At 45.6% G+C, this 22,114-nt stretch carries 18 protein-coding genes; 12 read left to right on the forward strand and 6 right to left on the reverse strand.

The features are described 5' to 3' along the window. Positions 1-85: 85 nt before the first annotated feature. The 11 genes from NIASO_RS18145 to ftsZ all read left to right on the forward strand — a co-directional run bounded on the left by NIASO_RS18145 (position 86) and on the right by ftsZ (position 15,542). Positions 86-433, forward strand: a complete 348-nt coding sequence (locus NIASO_RS18145; RefSeq protein ID WP_008588402.1) for an FtsL-like putative cell division protein — start codon at positions 86-88, stop codon at positions 431-433. Positions 434-442: 9 nt separating this feature from the next. Next, positions 443-2,575, forward strand: coding sequence for a penicillin-binding protein (locus NIASO_RS18150; protein WP_008588404.1), 2,133 nt, complete (start codon positions 443-445; stop codon positions 2,573-2,575). An 8-nt stretch (positions 2,576-2,583) separates the two neighbouring features. Further along, positions 2,584-4,044: a UDP-N-acetylmuramoyl-L-alanyl-D-glutamate--2,6-diaminopimelate ligase gene (locus NIASO_RS18155; protein ID WP_008588406.1), complete on the forward strand. Its 1,461-nt coding sequence runs from the start codon at positions 2,584-2,586 to the stop codon at positions 4,042-4,044. 123 nt (positions 4,045-4,167) lie between these two features. Next, on the forward strand, positions 4,168-5,445 hold the full coding sequence (mraY, locus tag NIASO_RS18160) for a phospho-N-acetylmuramoyl-pentapeptide-transferase (protein ID WP_008588408.1): 1,278 nt from the start codon (positions 4,168-4,170) through the stop codon (positions 5,443-5,445). Between the two features lie 3 nt (positions 5,446-5,448). Further along, positions 5,449-6,786 (forward strand): UDP-N-acetylmuramoyl-L-alanine--D-glutamate ligase, encoded by a 1,338-nt coding sequence (gene murD / locus NIASO_RS18165; RefSeq protein ID WP_008588410.1) that lies wholly within the window; start codon positions 5,449-5,451, stop codon positions 6,784-6,786. Positions 6,787-6,801: 15 nt separating this feature from the next. Continuing rightward, positions 6,802-8,139 carry an FtsW/RodA/SpoVE family cell cycle protein gene (locus tag NIASO_RS18170; protein ID WP_008588411.1) on the forward strand — a complete coding sequence of 446 codons (1,338 nt, stop codon included), beginning with the start codon at positions 6,802-6,804 and terminating at the stop codon, positions 8,137-8,139. A gap of 4 nt (positions 8,140-8,143) precedes the next feature. Beyond that, entirely contained in the window at positions 8,144-9,220 is a 1,077-nt protein-coding gene (gene murG, locus NIASO_RS18175) for an undecaprenyldiphospho-muramoylpentapeptide beta-N-acetylglucosaminyltransferase (protein WP_008588413.1), read from the forward strand. A gap of 1 nt (position 9,221) precedes the next feature. Further along, positions 9,222-10,625, forward strand: a complete 1,404-nt coding sequence (gene murC / locus NIASO_RS18180) for a UDP-N-acetylmuramate--L-alanine ligase (protein ID WP_008588415.1) — start codon at positions 9,222-9,224, stop codon at positions 10,623-10,625. Positions 10,626-10,648: 23 nt separating this feature from the next. After that, complete coding sequence (locus tag NIASO_RS18185) at positions 10,649-12,043, forward strand: cell division protein FtsQ/DivIB (protein WP_008588417.1); 1,395 nt, start codon at positions 10,649-10,651, stop codon at positions 12,041-12,043. A 24-nt stretch (positions 12,044-12,067) separates the two neighbouring features. After that, positions 12,068-13,456 carry a cell division protein FtsA gene (gene ftsA, locus NIASO_RS18190; protein WP_008588419.1) on the forward strand — a complete coding sequence of 463 codons (1,389 nt, stop codon included), beginning with the start codon at positions 12,068-12,070 and terminating at the stop codon, positions 13,454-13,456. A gap of 199 nt (positions 13,457-13,655) precedes the next feature. After that, positions 13,656-15,542: a cell division protein FtsZ gene (ftsZ, locus tag NIASO_RS18195; RefSeq protein ID WP_008588421.1), complete on the forward strand. Its 1,887-nt coding sequence runs from the start codon at positions 13,656-13,658 to the stop codon at positions 15,540-15,542. A 132-nt stretch (positions 15,543-15,674) separates the two neighbouring features. On the opposite strand, the gene NIASO_RS18200 is transcribed toward ftsZ, so the two are convergent. The 5 genes from NIASO_RS18200 to efp form a co-directional block, all read right to left on the reverse strand. Then, positions 15,675-16,322: an NADPH-dependent F420 reductase gene (locus NIASO_RS18200; protein WP_008588423.1), complete on the reverse strand. Its 648-nt coding sequence runs from the start codon at positions 16,320-16,322 to the stop codon at positions 15,675-15,677. Between the two features lie 96 nt (positions 16,323-16,418). Next, entirely contained in the window at positions 16,419-16,877 is a 459-nt protein-coding gene (locus NIASO_RS18205; protein WP_008588424.1) for a hypothetical protein, read from the reverse strand. Positions 16,878-17,009: 132 nt separating this feature from the next. Beyond that, the gene (gene accC / locus NIASO_RS18210; protein ID WP_008588426.1) at positions 17,010-18,350 is read right to left on the reverse strand and encodes an acetyl-CoA carboxylase biotin carboxylase subunit; all 1,341 of its coding nucleotides are present in this window, start codon (positions 18,348-18,350) and stop codon (positions 17,010-17,012) included. Positions 18,351-18,464: 114 nt separating this feature from the next. Then, positions 18,465-18,938 carry an acetyl-CoA carboxylase biotin carboxyl carrier protein gene (gene accB / locus NIASO_RS18215; protein ID WP_008588427.1) on the reverse strand — a complete coding sequence of 158 codons (474 nt, stop codon included), beginning with the start codon at positions 18,936-18,938 and terminating at the stop codon, positions 18,465-18,467. Positions 18,939-19,133: 195 nt separating this feature from the next. Beyond that, positions 19,134-19,700 (reverse strand): elongation factor P, encoded by a 567-nt coding sequence (gene efp, locus NIASO_RS18220; RefSeq protein ID WP_008588429.1) that lies wholly within the window; start codon positions 19,698-19,700, stop codon positions 19,134-19,136. 369 nt (positions 19,701-20,069) lie between these two features. Here efp and NIASO_RS18225 point away from each other — a divergent pair, with 369 nt between their 5' ends. Continuing rightward, positions 20,070-21,158 carry an outer membrane beta-barrel protein gene (locus tag NIASO_RS18225; RefSeq protein ID WP_008588431.1) on the forward strand — a complete coding sequence of 363 codons (1,089 nt, stop codon included), beginning with the start codon at positions 20,070-20,072 and terminating at the stop codon, positions 21,156-21,158. A gap of 490 nt (positions 21,159-21,648) precedes the next feature. On the opposite strand, the gene NIASO_RS18230 is transcribed toward NIASO_RS18225, so the two are convergent. After that, positions 21,649-22,113 (reverse strand): GNAT family N-acetyltransferase, encoded by a 465-nt coding sequence (locus NIASO_RS18230; RefSeq protein WP_008588433.1) that lies wholly within the window; start codon positions 22,111-22,113, stop codon positions 21,649-21,651. Position 22,114: the final 1 nt, after the last annotated feature.

Genomic DNA, 22,114 nt, shown 5'->3' on the forward strand with positions numbered 1-22,114 from the left:
CTGGATGGTAGATGCTGGATACTTGTTGTCAGGTCAAGATCGAGAATCCAGGATCAGGTATCAAGAATCGAGCAAATAAAAGAAAGTGGCAGAAAAAAAGGAAAAGGAATTTAAGTTGAACTGGAAGAAGGTGCTGAACTACCAGTCGATTGTGCGGCAGGTACCTTTTCTGTTTTACCTGGCTTTTTTGGCCATCGTGTACATCTACAACGGGCATATGGCCGATAAAACGGTACGCAAGATCAACGCTACCGCAAAGGAGGTAAAGGAATTACAGTGGGAATATAAAAGCTTGAAAAGCGAGGTGATGTTCCGCAGTAAACCCAGCGAACTGACCAAAGCCCTGCAACCATTGGGGTTGAACGAATTGCAGGAGTCGCCCTACGTGCTGAAAGATTCGTTAGAACAATATATGCAAACCGTAAATAAATAGGAACAGGCATTGGAAATTAAAAAGGACATATTGTGGCGGGTGTATCTCTGTTTTATAGGGATTGCCTTATTGTCTGTTATTGTATTCGGCAGGGCAACCTATATTCAGCGGATACAGGGTGATCACTGGCGCAGTATGGGCGACAGCATGCACCAGAAAATTGTGGAGATCAATGCCGATCGCGGTACCATTTTCAGTGAGGACGGCCAGATGCTGAGCACCTCGCTGCCGCAGTTTGATGTGTACATGGATTTTATGGCCGACGGGTTACGCGATAAAAATGGAAAAGTATATAAAGAGAATATCGACTCCTTTGCCATAGCCATGGCGGATCATTTTAAAGATAAAACGGCAACAGTATACCTGAAGGAATTTAACGCTGCTTATGCTAAAGGGAACCGCTATTATGCGTTAAAGAAAAAGATCTCCTTTGAAGATTATAAAGCATTGCGGGATTTTCCGCTGATCCGTTTGGGCAAAAATAAAAGCGGGATCGTGGTGGAAGAAACCAGCAAACGCATTGCTCCATTCGGCTTGCTTGCCAACAGAACCATCGGGCTGAGTAGGGAGTACGTGAACAGTGATGGCAAGATAAAGAAAATGAACGTAGGGCTGGAAATGAGTTACGACAGTTTACTCAATGGCCAGAACGGCCAGCGCGTCATGCGGTTTATTTCCGGCGGCGCTGTTCCGGTGGAAGGCTTCCAGGTAGAGCCGGAGAACGGCAAGGACATTTATACGACGATCGATGTGAATATGCAGGATATCACCGAAACAGCGCTGCTGCGTATGATGCAGGCCAGCAGGGGTGAATACGGAACGGCAATTGTGATGGAAACGAAAACCGGGAAGATAAAAGCCATTGCCAACCTGGGGCGCAATCCAAATGATACTACCTATTGGGAAAATGATAATTATGCGTTACGGGTTACCGAGCCCGGTTCTACCATTAAAATGGTGACCTTTCTTGCTGCAATGGACAAAGGATCTTCTAAACCCAGCGATCTTGTAGAAGTGGGCAGTGCCGGGCGCATGCAGGTGGGGCCACGTATGGTTACCGACGCGGAACGGATGCCTAAGCCGGTGCTGACCATTGAAGAATGTATAGCCCACAGCTCCAACGTAGGCATGAGCAAAGTAGCGTTGAAAGCATTTGGGTCAAGACCTTCAGAATTTGGAGAGTATTTACATAAATACCACATGGATACCCGCTCACCCATAGACCTGGCCCATGTGCCAAGACCCCGGGTGGCACCATTGGCAGTGGATCATGGCGGGCTGATGAATATGCTGACCATGAGCTTTGGCTATGCGGTGCAGGTAAGCCCCCTGCAGGTATTAACCTTATACAATGCGATTGCGAATGATGGCGTAATGGTGAAGCCCTACCTGGTAAACAGCATTTTGAACCAGGGGGTGGTTGTAAAACAAATGCACCCGGAAATAATGCTGGATCCCATTTGCAAACCATCTACTTTGAAGGCTGCTAAGGAAAGCCTTGAATTAACAATAACCGAAGGTACCGGTAAGCCCGCCTTTAAAGATATGCCGTTTAAGGTAGCAGGTAAAACCGGAACGGCACACGTGGCGGATGGCAATATTAAATATGCGAACAATGTATACCAGGGAACATTTGTCGGTTATTTCCCGGCAGATCATCCCCAGTATTCCTGTATTGTGGTGATACGTACCCATCCGGGCGCCAGCACGCACTATGGCGGGCAACTGGGAGCGCCGGTATTCCGGGAGATCGCCACGAAGATCTACAGTATGTATGTGGATCGTAAAACACCGAAGAGTTATGAAGGTGCAAAGGATAGCAGCACGTATTTCTACGCGGGAAGCGCAAAGGCAATGGAGAATGTGTTGAATATGTTGAAGGTGCCTTTTGTGGATTCGGTACGGAGCGATCAATGGGTAACCATGTACGCCAACCGGTTTAAACCCGTGCTTACGGGAAACACAGTAAAAGGATCGGTGATGCCAAACGTTCAGGGAATGGGCTTAAGAGATGCGATAGGGTTGCTGGAACGTATGGGGCTCCGGGTAAAAATACAGGGAAGCGGAAAAGTGGCAGGTCAATCCATTGCCCCGGGTACTTCCTTCACAAAAGGACAGGCGGTTATTTTAAATCTGGCATAAACAAAAACGTGCAGTTAAGCGAACTACTATATAAAACCAAATTACAATCGGTAAGCGGGAATACTGCGCTGGATATTACTGCGGTTTGTATCGACTCCCGGAAGATAACGCCCGGATGTGTTTTTATAGCCGTGCGGGGTGGGGTAGACGGGCACCAGTTCATTGACAATGCGGTTCAAAATGGCGCTATAGCGGTTGTTTGCGAAACGCTGCCGGAAAACAGGAAAGAAGGCGTTGTATATGTTCAGGTAGAAAGCAGCGCAGCAGCAGCGGGCATCATTGCCCATAATTTTTATGGACGCCCGTCGGAAAAGCTGAAACTGACCGGTGTTACCGGCACCAATGGCAAAACAACCATTGCAACGCTGCTGTATAAATTGTTCAGCAAGCTGGGCTATGCCTGCGGCCTGATCAGCACGGTTCAGAACCTGGTTGGCAACGAGCTGCTGGAAGCTACGCACACCACACCAGACCCCGTTAGTTTAAACCGGCTGCTGGCCTACATGGTGGAGCAGGGTTGTGCGTATGCTTTTATGGAAGTAAGCTCCCATGCTATTCATCAGCACCGGGTGGCAGGGTTGGAGTTTGCCGGGGCGGTCTTCAGCAATATCACACACGATCACCTGGATTATCATAAGACCTTTGATGAATACATCCGGGTAAAAAAAGCCTTTTTTGATGCCTTGCCGAAACAGGCATTTGCATTAACGAATATTGACGACAAGCGTGGCCTGGTGATGACCCAAAATGCCAGTGCAACCGTTAAGACCTATAGTTTAAAGGCGGTCAGCGATTTTAAAGGGAAGATCATTGACAATAATATTATGGGCCTGCACATGATGGTGAACGACCAGGAAGTGCATTTCCGTTTGATCGGGGAGTTTAATGCCTATAATCTGCTGGCGGTATATGGCGCGGCTGTTTGCCTGGGCGAAGACAAGCTGCAGGTGTTGCAAACCCTCAGTATGCTGAGTGGCGCGGCCGGCCGGTTCGATTATATCATTTCAGCAAAAGACAAAGTGATCGGCATTGTTGACTATGCGCATACCCCGGACGCCCTGCTGAATGTGCTGGCTACTATAAAAAAACTGAGAAAAGGATTTGAGCAGGTGATAACTGTGGTAGGCTGTGGCGGCAACCGGGATAAAACGAAGCGGCCCATTATGGCTGAGGTGGCCTGTGAATACAGCGACCGGATCATTCTTACCAGCGATAACCCGCGGAACGAAGACCCGCAGGATATTATAAGAGATATGGAGGCGGGTGTGAACGCGGGGTGCAGACGAAAATGTCTTTCGATTGTAGACCGGAAGGAAGCGATTAAAACAGCCATAAGCCTGGCAAATGCCGAAGATATTGTATTGGTTGCCGGTAAGGGGCATGAAACCTACCAGGAGATCAACGGCGTGCGGAATCATTTTGACGATAAAGAAACGGTTAAAGAAATATTTGAATTATTGGAGAAGTAGCGGTGGGTTGATAAGTTGAAAAGTTTATAGGTTAACAAGGTTAAACCCTTGTCAACATTTTAACCTGTAAACTTTTAAACTCAACATTGGCACATTATCACATTAGCTAATTAGCAAATTAATATGTTGTATCATCTGTTTGAATGGTTTAAGTTACACGGGATCAATTTTCCGGGGAGGAATCTGATGGACTTTATCACCTTCCGGGTAATGATGGCGGTATTGTTGGCATTGACCATTACACTCATATTTGGTAAAAGGCTGATTGAGATATTGCGCAGGAAGCTCGCCGGTGAAAGCGTGCGCGACCTGGGGTTGGCAGGTGAACAGGCAAAAAAAGGAACGCCTACAATGGGCGGACTGATTATCATTTTGGGCATACTGGTGCCCACGCTGCTTTTTGCAAGATTGGATACGGTATATATCCTGTTGATGTTATTTGCAACGATCTGGTTAGGGGCGGTTGGATTTACAGATGATTACCTGAAGCTGCGTGCAAAAAGAATTGCCGCTGAAAAGGGCGAAGTGTATAAAAAAAGCGATAAAGACGGGCTGGCGGGTAAGTTTAAAATTTTCGGACAGGTAGTACTGGGCATCACCGTTGGGTCTGTTTTGTATTTTAACAGCAATGTGAAAATATGGAGGGAATATATCGGTACGCCGGGTTCTAATGAAACAGAAGTGATCACCAAAACGGTAAACAATAAAACAAAACATTTTGTACCCAGTAAAGATCCCATAACAACGATCCCTTTTGTAAAGAACCATGAGTTTAATTATTCCAGGTTATTGCCCGAGGCCGTACGGCCCTATTCATGGGTATTGTATATAGCTATTGTGGTATTTATAATTGTTGCGGTTTCAAACGGGGCGAACATAACAGACGGGCTGGACGGGCTGGCTACCGGAACGTCGGCCTTGATCGGGGTGATGTTGGGCATTTTCGCCTATGCCAGCGGCAACTTCAATTTTGCAGACTACTTAAATATAATGTATATCCCCAACCTGGGTGAGTTGTCCATTTTTCTGGCAGCGATGATCGGGGCCTGCGTCGGCTTTCTTTGGTACAACTCGTATCCCGCGCAGGTATTTATGGGTGATACGGGAAGTTTAACATTGGGGGGGATTATCGCATCGATCGCAATTATTGTGCACAAAGAGTTGCTGATCCCCATTTTTTGCGGGGTTTTTCTGGTGGAGAATGTCAGCGTGATGTTGCAGGTAGCCTATTTCAAATATACAAAACGAAAATATGGTGAAGGGCGCAGGATCTTTTTGATGAGCCCGCTGCACCATCATTACCAGAAATTGGGATACCATGAATCAAAGATTGTAACCCGGTTCTGGATCGTGCAGATCATGTTGGTAGTAGTGTGTATTGTAACCTTAAAGCTGCGGTAGGCAATGGCGAAGCGTTTAGTGATATTAGGAGGCGGAGAAAGCGGTGTGGGTGCGGCTTTGCTGGGAAAGCAAAAAGGGTATGATGTTTTTTTATCCGATGGAAGTTCTTTGAAAGAAGTATATCGTAACGAATTGCAGCAGGCGGCAATTGACTGGGAGGAAGGCGGGCACACAGAAACATTGATATTGAACGCTGATGAAATTGTGAAAAGCCCGGGCATCCCTGAAAAAAATGAACTGGTTAAAAGAATACGGGCAAAAGACATTCCGGTGATCAGCGAAATAGAGTTGGCGTATCGTTTTGCAGGTGACAGCCGGATCGTGGCCATTACCGGGAGTAACGGTAAAACCACCACCACTTCGCTGATCCATCATATTTTAAAGACCGGCGGTCTGGATGCGGCGCTGGTGGGCAATATTGGCGAATCATTCGCCAAACAGGTGGCATTGGACCCCAAACCGGTTTATGTGGTGGAGGTGAGTAGTTTTCAACTGGATGATATTGACCGCTTCCGGCCTTATATCGCAGTATTGACCAATATCACAGAAGATCACCTGGATCGTTATGAATACAATTTCAATAATTATATCGCAAGCAAGTTCCGGATCATAAAAAATCAGGAGGCAACCGATTATTTTATATACAACGAAGATGATGAGGTAACAAAAGCGTCATTAGACAAATTTAATATTCAATCAATTCAACTACCGATTAGCATGGAGAATGAAAACAGCGCGGCTTTTATTAAAGATGGGGATATGTACATCAGGACAGGCGAAGATTTCATAAATATGAGCATTTATGATTTTACGCTCAAAGGTAAACACAATCAGTATAATACTATGGCGGCAGGCGTTACAGCGGCAACAATGGATATCCGGAAGGAGAAGATCAGGGAGGCGGTGCAAACCTTTCAGAACCTGGAACACCGCATGGAACATGTGGCTACGATACGCGGGGTTGAATTTATCAATGATAGCAAGGCTACCAATGTAAACTCTACCTGGTATGCTTTGGAGAGCATGACAAAGCCTACCATATTGATCCTGGGTGGAGTGGATAAGGGTAACGACTATTCAACGATGACAGAAATGGTAAAAGAAAAAGTAAAGACCATTATTTGCCTGGGCGTCGATAATAAAAAGATCCATGAGGCGTTTAGCGGGATTGTTCCGAATATTATTGATACGGCCAGTGCGGCAGAAGCAGCCGGTGCAGCCTTTGCGCACGCAGAAAAAGGAGATGTGGTGTTGTTAAGCCCTGCCTGTGCCAGTTTTGATTTATTTAAAAATTATGAAGATCGCGGTACACAGTTTAAACGTGCAGTGATCGATTTATAAAACGGATAGTTTACAATGTCAGCTACAGCAGAAATAGCAGTGGAAGAAAAAAGCGCCCGGATAAAGAGCTGGAAAGGCGGACTGGATCAGCATGCCCGGGGTGACAAAGTGATCTGGGCGCTGGTGGTATTATTAACATTAGTATCGTTGCTGGCAGTATATAGCGCAACAGGCTCTTTGGCTTATAAGAAATATAAAGGCAATACAGAAGTTTACTTATTTAAACAGGTGGTCTTTATCCTGCTGGGTTTTGGTATTGTTTATTTCGCGCACCGGGTCAACTATACCATTTATTCAAAAGTAGCGCGGATACTCTTTATCCTCAGTATTCCCCTGCTGGCTTATACTTTGTTCTTTGGCGTAAAGATGAATGAAGGCAGCCGCTGGATCCGGGTGCCGCTGATCAATATGACGATGCAGACATCGGATCTGGCCAAACTGGCCTTGTTTATGTACCTGGCGCGGTTGCTCAGTCGGAAACAGCAGGTGATAAAGAATTTCAGAAAAGGATTTATCCCCGTCATTTTACCGGTAGGGGTTACCTGTTTGCTGATCGCCCCGGCCAATCTGTCCACCGCATTATTACTGGGGGCCAGTTGCTTGATGTTATTGTTTATCGGACGTGTCAGTCTCAGGCATATTGCATTGGTTATTGCCCTTGCGTTAATTCCTATTATTATGCTGATAATGGCCGCAATGGTACAGCATAAAAAAGGCGGAACGGCAACAGCAGCAACTCCCACAGAAACAGTTAAAAAATCAGGCAGCGGACTAACGGGAAGGGTAAGCACCTGGGTCGGCCGTGTTGAGAATTTTATATATGGCGGTAAAGAAGCGGATAATGATGAGATGTACCAGGTGAACCAGGCCAAGATCGCTATATCAAAAGGAGGTCTTTTCGGGGTAGGGCCGGGGAACAGTACCACAAGGGATTATTTGCCGCAGGCCTATAATGACTTCATTTTTGCGATCATCATCGAAGAATACGGATTACTGGGCGGTGCGTTTATACTTTTTGTGTACGTGGTATTCCTGTACCGCTGCATACGGATCTTTAAAAGATGCCCTTTTGCATTTGGCGCATTTCTGGCATTAGGACTGAGCTTTACGCTGGCCATACAGGCAGTGGCGAATATGGCAGTGACGGTAAACCTGTTCCCGGTAACGGGAGTAACCCTTCCGCTGGTAAGCATGGGCGGTTCCAGTTTTCTGTTTACCTGCCTGGCTATCGGGATCATATTAAGCGTGTCGAGAAATGTGGAAGGCATAGAACAGCCAAAAACGGCAACAGTAGCAGATCCGGTGGTAGCTGAAGCTGAACCGGAAGTAGAACCTGAAGCAATAAATGAGTAAAAAAATGATTATAGCAGGTGGCGGAACCGGCGGGCATATTTTCCCGGCCATCGCTATTGCCCATGCGCTGCAGGAAAAAGATCCATCGATCCGGATCTTATTTGTTGGAGCAAAGGGGAAAATGGAAATGGAAAAAGTGCCGCAGGCTGGGTACAAGATTGAAGGGTTAGATATTGCAGGGTTCAATCGCAGTTCTTTGATAAAAAATATTTCACTGCCGGTTAAGCTGATCAAAAGCTTCATCCAGGTGAAAAAGATCTTTAAGTCGTTCCGGCCGGATGCGGTAATTGGGGTTGGGGGTTATTCTACCTTTCCCGTGTTGCGTTATGCGCAATCAAAAGGAATACCAACGTTTATTCATGAATCCAACTCCTTTGCAGGCAAGGCAAATATCCTGTTAGGGAAGAAGGCTACTACGATATTTACTGCAACAGACGGAATGGAAAAATTTTTCCCGGCGGCTAAAATTATCATAACCGGCAACCCGGTACGGCAGGCAATCGCCTCTATGAATATAAGCCGAAAAGCAGGACTGGATTTCTTTTCTCTGCCGGAAAATAAGCTGACGGTGTTGGTGATTGGCGGCAGTTTGGGCGCGAAATCAATTAATGAAGCGATCCTTGCACATTATAAAGAGCTGTTGGGTGCGGGATTGCAGTTGATCTGGCAAACAGGCAAAACACTTGCAAAAGAGGCGGCGGAAATAGCAGTAGAGCACAGGGATATTTGGGCGGCCCCGTTTATTACCGAGATGCAGTATGCCTATGCGGCGGCCGATATTATTATGGCACGCGCCGGGGCGATGACGGTGGCGGAAATAACGGTGGCTAAAAAGCCGGTTGTTTTTGTGCCATACCCTTTTGCGGCAGAAGACCATCAAACGATGAATGCGTTGCAGTTGGTTAATAAAGGAGCGGCCTGGCTGGTGAAAGATAGCGACGCGAAGGAGAGCGCTGTTGCAAAAATAATTGAACTGGCTAAGGATGCGGCCACCCGGAATTATATGGCGGAAGTGCTGGGGACATTGTCCATAACCAATGCAGATGAACGGATTGCCGGTGAAATTTTAAAACGGATATAACGTGGAAGCAAAGAAAATAGCGGATATAAAAAGAATTTATTTTATCGGGATTGGGGGCATTGGGATGAGCGCAGTAGCCCGCTATTTTCATTCAAAGGGAATCCGGGTAAGCGGTTATGATAAAACAGAAACGCCGTTAACAAAGGCCCTGGTGGCAGAAGGAATACCGGTTCATTATGAAGATGCAGTTGAGCAGGCTCCGAAAGATGCAGACTGGGTGGTGTATACACCCGCTGTTCCAAAGGAGCACACCGAGCTGAATTTTTATAAAGAAAACGGTTATCCCGTAATGAAACGCAGCGATGTGCTGCAGCAGATCACAGAAAGTTCTTTTAATATATGTGTGGCCGGAACGCATGGCAAAACCACTACCACCACGATGATCGCGCACCTGTTGCGGGACAGTGGGTATGGTTGTAATGCATTCCTTGGCGGTATTGCGGCAAATTATGACACGAATTTCTGGAGCGATGCAAATGATGTTTGTGTAATTGAAGCCGATGAATACGACCGCAGTTTCCTGAAGCTGAGCCCGGATATTGCAGTGGTTACGGCCATTGACCCCGATCACCTGGATATCTACGGAACAGAAGAAAATGTGCGTAAGGCATTTGCTGAATTTGCACAACGACTGAAACCGGGAGGCCTGTTGATCCGCAAGCTGGGTATTGGAAAAGAGTTGAGCGCGGCCCGCATATGGCAGTATAGTTTGCAAAATAACAGCGCTAATGCCTACGCGGCCAATATCGAAATAAAAGGGGGGGGGTATGTTTTTGATGCGGTACTGCCCACACAGCTCATCGAAGGAGTTCAATTGCATATGGGCGGTATGCACAATATTGAGAATATGATCGCCGCCATTACCGTGGCAAGTTCTTTAAATATTGATAAGGATAAAATTAAAAAAGCAGTAGCGTCCTTTAAAGGAGTGAAGCGCCGGTTTGAATATATCATTCCTCCTGATCCGGAAGACGGGAATGGTCTTGTTTTTATTGATGATTATGCGCATCATCCGGAAGAATTAAGGGCGTTGATAAATGGTGTAAAAACATTATTTCCAACAAGGAAATGTACACTAATTTTCCAGCCACATTTGTACAGCCGTACAAAAGATTTTGCCCTGGAATTTGCTGCTGTTTTGAGTTTGGTGGATAAGGTTATCTTATTACCCATTTATCCTGCAAGGGAACAACCGATCCCCGGAATTGAAAGCAATATCATTGCTGAAAAGATGGAAGGAGGTGACCCTGTAATCATGACGAAAGACGAACTATTGCATTGGGTTGGAAATGATTTTTTGAAGGAAGGAAATAAGGAGTTGGGAGACGTGATCATTACCGCCGGTGCGGGAGATGTGGATAAGCTGGTAGGAGTAATAAAAAACAGTTTAGAAAAAATAAAGTGAATACGAAACGGGCAATAAAGCGAATGTTATTAACACTCATGTGGCTGGGTGTGGGTATAATAATGTTTACGATAGTGGCAGCGGCTATGCGGGTGCAGGATGACAGTGTTTGTGCAGGTTATGATATTAATATAAAAGGCGCCGGTGGCGGAGGAAGTCTTTTTACCTCAGAAGCGCAGATCATAAAGTTGTTAAAAGAGGCGGCTCACGGGGACATCAAAGGGGAGCGCAAAAGCGGGTTCAATTTGCCGGGCATTGAAGATCTTTTGGAACAAAGCTCCTGGGTGTACAATGCTGAATTGTATTTCGATAATAAGGATATACTTCGGGTAAATGTAACCGAGCGCAGGCCCCTGGCGCGGGTATTTACAGCAGGTGGTCAGTCGTTTTATATTGATGAGGCCGGAAAACAGATTCCGCTTTCTGATAAGGTTTCATTGGATGTGCCCGTATTTACCGGGTATCCCAATAACAAGATCATGAAGGCATCAGACAGTTCTTTGTTAGAAAATATGATTGCGGCGGCATCCTTTATCAATAATGATTCCTTTTGGGTGGCCCAGGTGTCTCAGATCGATATTCATCCGGACGGCAAGGATCGATGGGATATGCAAATGATCCCGGTTGTGGGAAATCATCGGGTGGATTTGGGTGATGGAAGTGAGATCGCTTCAAAATTTCACCGCCTGTATCTGTTTTATGACCAGGTGTTGAAACGCACGGGGTTTGATAAATACAAAACGGTAGAGGTGCAGTATAATGGGCAGGTAGTAGGCGTTAAAGGAACCTACACAAAGCTGGACTCTATCCAGTTGCGTAAAAATATCGAGCAGTTATTGCAGCAGTCCCGGAAGGCAAATGACCTGATTGAAGTGGCGCCTGCTGTAGCCGGAGTAAAAAGGATCGAGGTGGATACTGCGGCGGAAGCGAAACTGGTTTATGGTCAGCCGTTGAATGATGATGGTTTGGATACGCTGGATCTAATGCCGGTAGGAGATAAATCTCAGGTAAGCGCTTCTGAGGCGGTTGCAGCGCCGCCCGTTGTAGTGCCTGCGGGGCAGCCGCTTAAAAATGCGGAAGAAGGCAAAGAGGTTGTTAAAAAAACAGCGCCAAAAAGGTCAGAAGAAAAAGAACCCGTGCATAAAAAGACAGCACCGGCAAAAAAAGCAGTAAAGCAGGCTCCGGCGCGTGTAACGAATACGAAAGAAGCGCATAAAAAGCCGGCTGAAAAGAAAGTTGTTGCAAAGTCCGCGCATACAACAGCAAAAAAACCGGCAGTGAAGCCCAATGCCACCCGAAAAGAGCATTCAGCAAAACCGGCAACAGGCAAGGGAACGTCTAACAAAAAAGATGTAAAAAAGCCCGTTGCAAAGCCGGCCGCGGATAAAAAAAAGACGACAAAGAAAAACACTGATTAAATAAAACAACTAAAAACGAAGTATATGAACGCTGAACAACCCATTATCGTTGGACTGGACATAGGAACCACCAAAATTGCTGTAATCGCCGGACGGAAAAATGAATTCGGGAAGCTGGAGATCCTTGGCTTTGGAAAGGCCAACTCCAATGGAGTAAAGCATGGCCAGGTCCTGAATATTGACGAAACGATTAAAGCGATCAAGATGGCCCTTGATAACTGCCTGTCTGTAAACCCTAATTTAAACATCGGTGAAGTGTATGTCGGCATTGCCGGGCATCATATAAAAAGCCTGCAGACAAGAGGTGATATTGTTCGCGAAAATGAAGAGGAAGAAATTACCCAGGCGGAAGTGGACCTGCTGGTAAGCAAACAATACAAAACCTATATTCCGGCGGGTGATCAGATTATTGATGTTATCCCCCAGGAATACACTGTAGATAATATGCCCAATATCGTTCGGCCCATCGGCTATAGCGGTGTAAAGCTGGGCGCAAATTTTCACATCATCACCGGTGATAAAAATGCCATTCGAAATATCAACCGCAGTGTTGAAAAGGCGGGGTTATATACAAAGGACCTGGTGTTGCAACCGTTGGCTTCTGCAGCAGCCGTAATGGGGCAGGAAGATCTGGAGGCCGGGGTGGCGATTGTTGATATTGGCGGCGGTACCACTGACCTTGCCGTATTTGCCGATGGCGTTTTGCGGCATACTGCGGTGATCCCGTTTGCCGGAGAAAATATCACTAATGATATAAAAACAGGTCTCGGCGTATTAAAAAGCCAGGCCGAACAAATGAAAACGCAGTTTGGCAGCGCACTGGCAAACGAAGCAAAAGCAAACGCTTATATCACCATTCCCGGGTTACGGGGCATGCCGGCAAAAGAGATCAGCGTAAAGAACCTGGCCAATATCATCCAGGCAAGAATGAGCGAGATCCTTGATTTTGTTACCTATCACTTAAAGCAGATCGGTATGGATAACCGCCAGCTCAATGGAGGCATTGTTCTTACAGGAGGCGGATCTCAATTAAGGCACCTGATCCAGTTAACAGAATATGTAACCGGCCTGCCCGCACGTATCGGTTTACCAAACGAGCATCTGGCTGCAGGTCATATAGAAGAGCTGGCGAAACCTACTTATTCCACCTGTTTGGGACTGATCTTAAAAGGATACGATGATTTCGAAAATAACCGCAAAGTATTTGAGAAAAGCTTTATCACCGTGCAGGTACCGCAGGACCTTATTAAGCAGGCCGCAGTTGCCGAAGTGGCCGAAGTAGCAGTAGCCTCCGGTGAAGAAAACAGTGCAGCGACTACCAGTAAAAAACGTCAGCCACTGAAGAATTTCTGGGATCAGTTTAAAAACGGTATTATCGAAATTTTCAAGGAAGAAGAAGACGGTCATTTATAATTTTTTACAGCCCTGTACTCTTTCTAAAAGGTGTGGAAGGAGTGCAGGATCTATAGTTCTTTTTAATTGTTTTATTTTTTTCAACTATAACTCCTCATCTCCAATGTTTTTATCATTGATAATAATAGGGAAATGAGGCCTAACCCATTTACTTAACAGGTTCTCACAGGAGGGTGTGAGCCACAAATTTTTTTAACAGATGATACATTTTGATCTACCCAAAGAACAGTCATCCATTATCAAAGTCATCGGTGTTGGCGGTGGCGGCGGTAATGCCGTTAACCACATGTACAGTCAGAACATCGACGGCGTAAACTTTATTATCTGTAATACAGATGCACAGGCGCTTTCCAACAGCCTGATCCCCAACCGCATACAGTTAGGGCCGCAACTGACCTCAGGTTTGGGCGCCGGCGCTAATCCTGAAATCGGCCGCCAGGCAACTGAAGAATCGCTGGAAGAGATCAAGCGTATTGTGGAGGTGAACACCAAGATGGCATTTATCACTGCCGGAATGGGCGGTGGTACCGGCACGGGTGGTGCACCTATCATTGCAAAAATTTGCAAAGACCTGGGCGTGCTTACCGTGGGTATCGTAACGATGCCTTTTGCCTATGAAGGGAAAAAGCGGCACAAACAGGCAGAGGAAGGGATCAAGATCCTGAAACAATATGTAGATACTTTGCTGGTGATCAGCAATGATAAATTGCGGCATCAGTTTGGTAACCTTAAAATGCGCGAAGCATTTGAAAAGGCAGATAACGTGCTGGCAACGGCGGCAAAATGTATTACCGACGTAATCAACAGCACCGGTCAGATCAACGTTGACTTTGCGGATGTTTGTACCGTTATGAAAAATGGCGGGGTAGCTATACTGGGTAGTGCGGCTGCATCCGGCGAAAACCGTGCGCAGCGTGCCATTGAAGAGGCCCTGAACTCACCATTGTTGAATGATAACGATATCCGCGGAGCCAAATGGATCCTCATCAATATCAATTCAGCCGAAGGCGATTCAGAATTTACAATGGATGAGGTGGAAGTAATTCAGGCGCACCTGTTGAGCCAGGCGGGTGAAAACACCGATGTAATTCTTGGGCTGGGGTATGACAATTCGCTGGGAGATGAGATCGGTATTACATTGATTGCAACCGGCTTTGAGAATAAAGACCCCTTTGTAAAACCGGTGCTGAAAAAAGAAGAACAGGCAGAAGGTAAAATTGTAATGACCTTAACGCCGAATGATTTGGTTGCATCTAAAAACGGGAAAAAAGTAGCGCCGCAGGAGGTGGTGGAGCATGAACTGAAGGAAGCAGAAAAAAGCCTGGGGCTGCAGGTAGATCCGATGATGCCACAATTAATTGACGAACCGTATGCAGAAGCCCCGATGCCGACATTGGATGATATCTCCGATATGGATTTTGCGAGCAATGCAGATGTTCATTATACCTTGTCTGCAGCGGACAATGAGAAAGTAGGCGCCAATGCGGAACCGGAAAAAGAAGTAGTGGTTGAAATAGTTGCCAACGAAGAAGACGAGGCTTTTTATTCTCCGGCAACACCCAGTGAAGACCGTGTGCTGGCGCAGCCCGAAATGAAAGAGCCCGAACCCGAAAATGATTATTCCGCAGGAGTGGGCGTACGCAGTTACCTCGCAAAACCTTCTAATATTTATGCGGAATCAAAAAAAGAAGAGATAGTTGCCAAAGCGCAGGAGCCTGCTGCCAGCGAAGAAAAAATGGAATTGGTGGAGCGCGTAGCGCCCCGGAGAGAAGAAGCGCCGGCAATGGTAAAAAATGAGGAACCCATACAGCCGCAACTGACAGCGGAAGAAGAAATGCTGCAGCAAAAACGTAAACAGGTAGAACGCTTGCAAAAATTGCGGAACCTTTCATTCAATGTTAATGGAAGTGATCCCAATAGCGAGTATGAAACCGTTCCCGCGTACATACGGCGGAATATGGAGTTGCAGGATAACAGCAACCACATTGAAAGTTACTATAGCAAGTTTGAAGTGAGCTCCGATGATAACAATCAGGGTCAGATCAATACCATTAACACCTTTCTAGATGGTAAAAAACCAGACTGATTTCTGTGAAAATTCAAGAGGAGTTTGGGTGTATAGTTTATAGTTGTAGCCCCGGTCGTTATCTACCGGGGCTTTTTAGTGACACTTGCAAAACCGCTTTGCCGGCACCGGCGGGTGGTGCAAAACATTTTTTTAGGTCTTCAGCAATTTGAATGCATGCGACCATTGATTATGAAGAAAACCAGGGATGCACCACAACATACAAAGGGGCTCAATGGCCCTTGCTGCTTCCACTTTCCCCATGTCTTCCGTTTCCCAGCCAAAAGCGGTTAAAATAGTTGTTACAGTTTTTTTAGCAGCATCATTGTTGCCGCAAATGAACATAGTAGGTTTTCCCTCTTTAAAATCGGGCTTATACATACGCGCATTGCCTACACTGCTGAAGGCCTTTACTACGCTTGCATAGGGAATAATTGCCTGGATCTTTTCCATCAATGATTCCTCCAATGAGGTAAAAAAATGAAGCACGCCATTCACCGGAGCATCGGATGAGATGGGATTGGTAACATCGATTACAATTTTATTGCTGAAATTATTTTTGCCGGCGGTAGCAATAGCTTCCTCCGCAACGGCACCTGAAACGGCCAACACAACCAGCTCTGCAAATACTGCTGTTTCAGCAAAAGTACCAACCGTAATTTCCGGATTTTCATTTTTGAATTTTACAATAGCTTGCTTTGAAGTGTTTCGGGTACCGAGCATTGTTTCATGCCCTTCGTTGGCAAAAGCTTTTGCCAATGTTTGACCCACATCCCCCGAGCCTATGATTCCTATTTTCATTTTTAATGTTTTAGTGATGAATAAATTGCACTAAAGCTACGAAGGAATTTTGTGAGGCTAATTAATTTTGGATTGCGCCGACCAGCAATGCATTCATTACCTGTTGAATTTCCATTTATACCGGCGGTAATAAAACACCATTATAAAGGTGATACCGAAACAACAGACGAACAGCAAAAGCCGGGCTCCGGCAATGGTCATAAACACCTTATTAATGTCAAGGATCGCTTCAAAGATTTTATCGCATTTGCTTAATACATACCCGGTAAGAAAGCTTCCCAGTATTTTAGAGAATTTGCCCAGGTCCGTTTCATCCGATTTGTTCATAGGCGTTGAAACGATGGCAATGATCCAGCCAAGGATATAGCCAAAAATGCAGATAAGATAAGTGATCGGGTAAACGGCAGGATCTGGTCCCACCCGGTAGGCCAGGTAGATCAGCGTAATTCCGATAATACAGCCGGAAATAGCCGTTGCGGCCAAACTATAGCGCGAAGCTCTTTTGGCCGATGGCGCCGGATCATCGGTAGCTGCCGTGTTAGTATTGGGGTTCATGTTTGTATGATTTAGAGCTGTGCAAAATCCTTTCTATAAAAATAGCCAGGATCAGCGGCTAAATCAATGACCATTTTTGGCGATGCCAAAAATAGACCTATAAGGTTTTTAAAAACCTTATAGGTCTGTCCTTTATTTCTTCATCACAAAACTTTCCATGAACTTGGTGTTGAAGTTCCCGCTGCGGAAATCCTCGTTCTGCATCAGTTGTAAATGGAAGGGAATAGTTGTTTTAATGCCTTCGATCACATATTCGCTTAATGCACGATACATGGTGTCGATAGCTTCGTTGCGCGTACGTGCAACGGTGATCAGTTTCCCGATCATTGAATCATAATAGGGAGGAATGGTATAGCCGGCGTAAACATGACTGTCTACCCGAACGCCATGTCCGCCTGGTATGTTCAGGTTGGTGATCTTTCCGGGTGAGGGGCGGAAGTCATTGTAAGGGTCTTCCGCGTTGATGCGGCATTCGATCGCGTGCATCTGGGGATAATAATCGGCCCCCGACACTTTTTCACCCATTGCAATTTTTATCTGTTCCTTGATCAGGTCAAAATTGATCACTTCTTCCGTAACGCAATGTTCCACCTGAATACGGGTATTCATTTCCATAAAGTAGAAATTGCGATGTTTATCTACCAGGAATTCGATGGTTCCCACGCTTTCATAACCAATGGCGCCGGCTGCCTTTTTTGCCGCCTCGCCCATGGCATGGCGTAATTCATCCGTCATAAAAGGAGAAGGAGATTCTTCTACCAGTTTCTGGTGCCGGCGCTGGATGGAGCAATCTCTTTCGCTCAAATGACAAACGGTGCCGTACTGATCGCCGGCTACCTGTATTTCAATATGGCGGGGCTCTTCTACAAATTTCTCCATGTAGATGCCATCATTTTTAAATGACGCGGCTGCCTCCACTTTTGCAGTGTCATACGCGCGCTCCAGTTCCGACTCTTCCCAAACGATCCGCATCCCTTTACCACCGCCACCGGCTGTCGCTTTTAAAATAACGGGATAACCGATTGATTTTGCTTCACTTTTGGCATGGTCCAGGCTTTTCAGCAATCCTTCGCCACCAGGCACTACAGGAACGCCCGCCTTGATCATCGTTTCTTTGGCGGTGATCTTATCGCCCATTTTGTTGATCATATCGCCCGTAGGGCCAATGAATTTGATCCCGTTCTCGTTGCAGATCTGTGCAAACTTTGCATTTTCGGCCAGGAAACCATAGCCCGGGTGCACTGCATCGGCATTCGTGATCTCCACGGCCGCCATAATATTGGGTACATTCAGGTAGGAATCAACGCTCGCAGGTCTTCCGATGCATACGGCTTCGTCGGCAAACTTTACGTGCAGGCTTTCGCTGTCAGCAGTAGAATATACAGCCACCGTCTGAATACCCATTTCCCGGCAGGTCCTTATAACGCGCAGGGCAATTTCACCTCTGTTTGCGATTAATATTTTTTTAAACATTGAACGAATTTGAGAATTTGAAGATGTGCTAATTTTAAAATTTAAGCCAATCCAAAAACGCTGAAAACAGCGGGGCTATTTTCAAATTTTCAAATTGGCAAATTTTCAAATTGATTATGGTTCTACGATAAATAATGGCTGATCAAACTCAACAGGAGAAGCATCGTCTACCAATACTTTTATAATCTTTCCGCTTACTTCACTTTCGATTTCGTTAAAAAGCTTCATTGCTTCAATAACGCAAATTACCTTACCCGGTGTGATGCTGTCGCCCTCTTCAACAAAATTGGGTTTTTCCGGAGCCGGTTTGCGGTAAAAAGTACCGATCATCGGGCTTTTTATTGTGATCGTATTAGAAGGGATTTCGGTTGCTTTGGGGGCTAATGCAGGAGCAGTTGGTGTGTTTTGAGGCGGAAGCAGTGCCGGCGCCTGCGGCTGGTAATGAACAGGTGCCGCTGCTACTACCTGTGTGATCTGTTCTTCCTTCTGGCGGATGGAGATTTTGAAATCCTTTTGCTCAATGCTCAGTTCGCCAATATTGGATTTGTTAATCATCTTGATTAACTCCTGAATTTGCTTAAAGTCCATATTTCTTCAAGATTTTAATGAGTTTGGAGTTTGGTTCCTTTTGTTGTAATTAAAAGAAAATTAGTAAAAAAGCGTGAAAAGCTAAGGTAAGCAATTCAACATCATATTTCGGCGATTTTAGATAAAAAAACCTCCGTTTAAAAGAAAAATGGCTTAAAATCGGGTAATTTAAGCCATTTTCAACCAGGTATTGTATTAATCCTTTACGCGCTCCACGTATTCACCGGTTTTTGTATTCACACGTATCAGTTCTCCTTCATTTACAAACAGGGGAACGCTTACGGTAGCACCGGTTTCAACAGTAGCAGGTTTTAAAGTGCGGGTGGCGGTATCGCCTCTTAATCCCGGTTCGGTATACGTTACCAGCATCACAATTTTATCAGGAAGCTCAACGCTTACCGGCAATTCTGTTTCAGTATTAATGGCAATGCCTACTTCCTGTCCTTCTTTCAGAAATTGCGGCGCATCGATCAGGTTCTCCGCCACGCTCATTTGCTCAAAAGTATCGTTGTCCATAAAATTATAGCCTGTTTCGTCCTGGTACAGGTACTGATAGGCTCTTTTTTCAACACGAACAGGGAAAATGGTATCGCCGGAATTCCAGGTCTTTTCAATAGTACGGGTATTATCAACCCCTTTTAACTTCGCCCAAACCTTAGCGGCTGCGCGGGCGGTTTTGTTTTCGCCAAACTCAACTACTGAGTAAAGATTGCCATCAAGCTTTAAGATCATGCCCCGGCTTATGTCTGCTGTATTTGCCATTTAATTTTTTTTGTCCGAAGAACCCCTTCGGGAAGGCGGCAAAGATAACTGAAGTCGGCAAGTTCACAAATTCTACGGTTAAAAATGTGACTGGCCTGTTACAACTATATAAATTATTATTTAAAATATATGAATAATTATTGTTTAAAATTGTATTTAAATATATATTTACTATTATTATTTATAATTATTATTAATTTATTATGTATGATAATATATTTTTTGTAGTAAATAATTTATATTTTTAAAATTATAATATGATTATAAAATAATGCGCAATCACATTTATAACCCCTGTTAAAGCACTTCTAGATCATTGTCGTACGAAAAAATGTAACCAATTTAATAAACAAATTAAATTTTTATTTAATGAGAAGGATTTTATTGCTCACAAAAACCATTCTTGTATCAGGAGCGCTGCTGGCGCAGGACACTTCGGATTCGCTCACTAAGAACCAGGAAGAAAAGCCGCTGAAGATATCCGGTTCGGCAGACGTGTATTATAAATATGATTTTGCCAAAACTAAAGCCAACTCCCTCACCAGTTTTACGCAATCGCATAACCAGTTTGCCCTGGGCATGGCCAGTATTAAAGCGGCCTATACGTTAAAAAGGGTGAGCATGGTGGCAGACCTTGGTTTTGGCCCCAGGGCGAAAGACTTCGCCTACGCGGACGCAGGCATTACGCAGGCAGTAAAGCAATTATACATCAGCTACAGCCCTGCGGAGCATTTGACGCTTACCGCCGGTACCTGGGCAACGCATGTGGGCTATGAAGTGCTGGATCCACAGAACAACCGCAACTACAGCATGAGCTATATGTTTACCAACGGACCTTTTTCGCATACGGGCGTTAAGGCAGAATATAGCGCGGGCAGGCATGGGTTTATGATAGGAGTTTCTAATCCGGCCGACTACCGCACTGTGCCCGATGATAAGATCAACCGGAAATCGCTGATCGCACAATACAGCTATACCTCTTCCGATGTATTTAAACTGTATCTGAATTATGTGGGCGGAAAAACAGTGGATACTTCAAGGGCGGACCAGGTTGATCTGGTGGCCACAGGGAAGTTCAGCGATAAGTTTTCATTGGGGGTGAACGCCACTTATGCTTCGGTATGCCTTTGGAATAGCACAACACAAAAAAATGATACCGGCAAACCCTGGTGGGGAACGGCGTTATATCTGAATTACGACCCGGTGCAATGGTGTGGCATCACACTCCGGAACGAGTTTTTTAACGACCATAACCACTTAAAATCTTTAGGAACGGCCGCTGCGGGGGATAACATTTTCGCCAGCACGCTTACGGCAAGCTTTAAAAAATCCGGGTTTATTTTTATGCCGGAGATCAGATGGGATCATGTAAATAAAAAGGCATTGTTCACAGACAGCCATCAGCGCGCTACTGCCAACGACTGGAATGTGCTGTTTGCGGCGATTTATTCTTTTTGATTGGGTTGCCGGTCCCGAATGTTTTCGCATGTGCGCCAAGATAAGGAAGGCGACTCAGGCGCTGTAAGCGCCGAGTGTTTATAGTATTCATGATCATCTACGCAACGCATCGGCTCCGTCAGGTGCCGCGTAAACACGGGGCGTCCTACGGAGCCCGAGTAAATACTATTGCAATTGCTATAAACACAACGCTCCTAACGGAGCGAAAATGGCTCAAATGCTGGTGTAGTTGCAGTTCCAGCAGATTGAATGTCGCGCTTAGCTTGACGCACATGCGAATGTTTTCGGGATGCTACTATCAGCATCGTTGTGTCACTCCCTTCAGTTGCAGTACTGCTATGAACGCTGAATGCTGAATACATAATGCTTAATGCGGGGTCAGAAGCTGCGGGACGATTTCCCGCTGATGTGCGCAGATTTTATTCGCTGGTTTACGCAGATAGGGCCCTTCCGTCGCGTTTCATTTGCGCTGATCTGCAGGAACCTTTTCTCATTGCACATCAACCGCACAGTTGATCCATTCTCCGTCAAAGCTGGCCCCGTATTTTTTATAAAAATTGATCGCCGGTTCATTCCAGTCGAGCACCTGCCAGCAAATGCGGTTGAATCCTTTTTCCCGGGCTTCGGCAAATAGCCGGTCAAACAACCGCGCGCCTATTTTATGTCCACGCATAGCTTCGGTTACCAAAATATCTTCCAGGTATAGAGCCTGCCCCTTCCAGGTAGAAAAGCGGATATAATAAAGGGCAAAGCCGTGTATTATTTCCCCTTCAGGAGTAGGGGTAGTTGCTACAAACGCCCACCAAACCGGGTTGGGGCCAAAACCGCTTTCGGTAAAATGTTCCAGAGAAACAGTTACCTCCTGCGGCGCTTTTTCATAGGTTGCCAGCTCCTGTACCAAATCCAAAATACGCGGGCAATCTGAAGCAACCGCTCTTCTAATTGTTATTTCCATT

This window comes from Niabella soli DSM 19437 (genome assembly GCF_000243115.2).
GTDB lineage: Bacteria > Bacteroidota > Bacteroidia > Chitinophagales > Chitinophagaceae > Niabella > Niabella soli.

Bases quoted from the DNA above. Each gene is read 5' to 3' on its own strand.
- murD (WP_008588410.1), top strand. From the start codon at position 5,449: ATGGCGAAGCGTTTAGTGATATTAGGAGGCGGAGAAAGCGGTGTGGGT.
- NIASO_RS18200 (WP_008588423.1), bottom strand. From the start codon at position 16,322: ATGAAAATAGGAATCATAGGCTCGGGGGATGTGGGTCAAACATTGGCA.
- NIASO_RS18170 (WP_008588411.1), top strand. From the start codon at position 6,802: ATGTCAGCTACAGCAGAAATAGCAGTGGAAGAAAAAAGCGCCCGGATA.
- murG (WP_008588413.1), top strand. From the start codon at position 8,144: ATGATTATAGCAGGTGGCGGAACCGGCGGGCATATTTTCCCGGCCATC.
- accB (WP_008588427.1), bottom strand. From the start codon at position 18,938: ATGGACTTTAAGCAAATTCAGGAGTTAATCAAGATGATTAACAAATCC.
- ftsZ (WP_008588421.1), top strand. From the start codon at position 13,656: ATGATACATTTTGATCTACCCAAAGAACAGTCATCCATTATCAAAGTC.
- NIASO_RS18230 (WP_008588433.1), bottom strand. From the start codon at position 22,113: ATGGAAATAACAATTAGAAGAGCGGTTGCTTCAGATTGCCCGCGTATT.
- efp (WP_008588429.1), bottom strand. From the start codon at position 19,700: ATGGCAAATACAGCAGACATAAGCCGGGGCATGATCTTAAAGCTTGAT.
- accC (WP_008588426.1), bottom strand. From the start codon at position 18,350: ATGTTTAAAAAAATATTAATCGCAAACAGAGGTGAAATTGCCCTGCGC.
- ftsA (WP_008588419.1), top strand. From the start codon at position 12,068: ATGAACGCTGAACAACCCATTATCGTTGGACTGGACATAGGAACCACC.
- NIASO_RS18225 (WP_008588431.1), top strand. From the start codon at position 20,070: ATGAGAAGGATTTTATTGCTCACAAAAACCATTCTTGTATCAGGAGCG.
- NIASO_RS18205 (WP_008588424.1), bottom strand. From the start codon at position 16,877: ATGAACCCCAATACTAACACGGCAGCTACCGATGATCCGGCGCCATCG.
- NIASO_RS18185 (WP_008588417.1), top strand. From the start codon at position 10,649: ATGTTATTAACACTCATGTGGCTGGGTGTGGGTATAATAATGTTTACG.
- mraY (WP_008588408.1), top strand. From the start codon at position 4,168: ATGTTGTATCATCTGTTTGAATGGTTTAAGTTACACGGGATCAATTTT.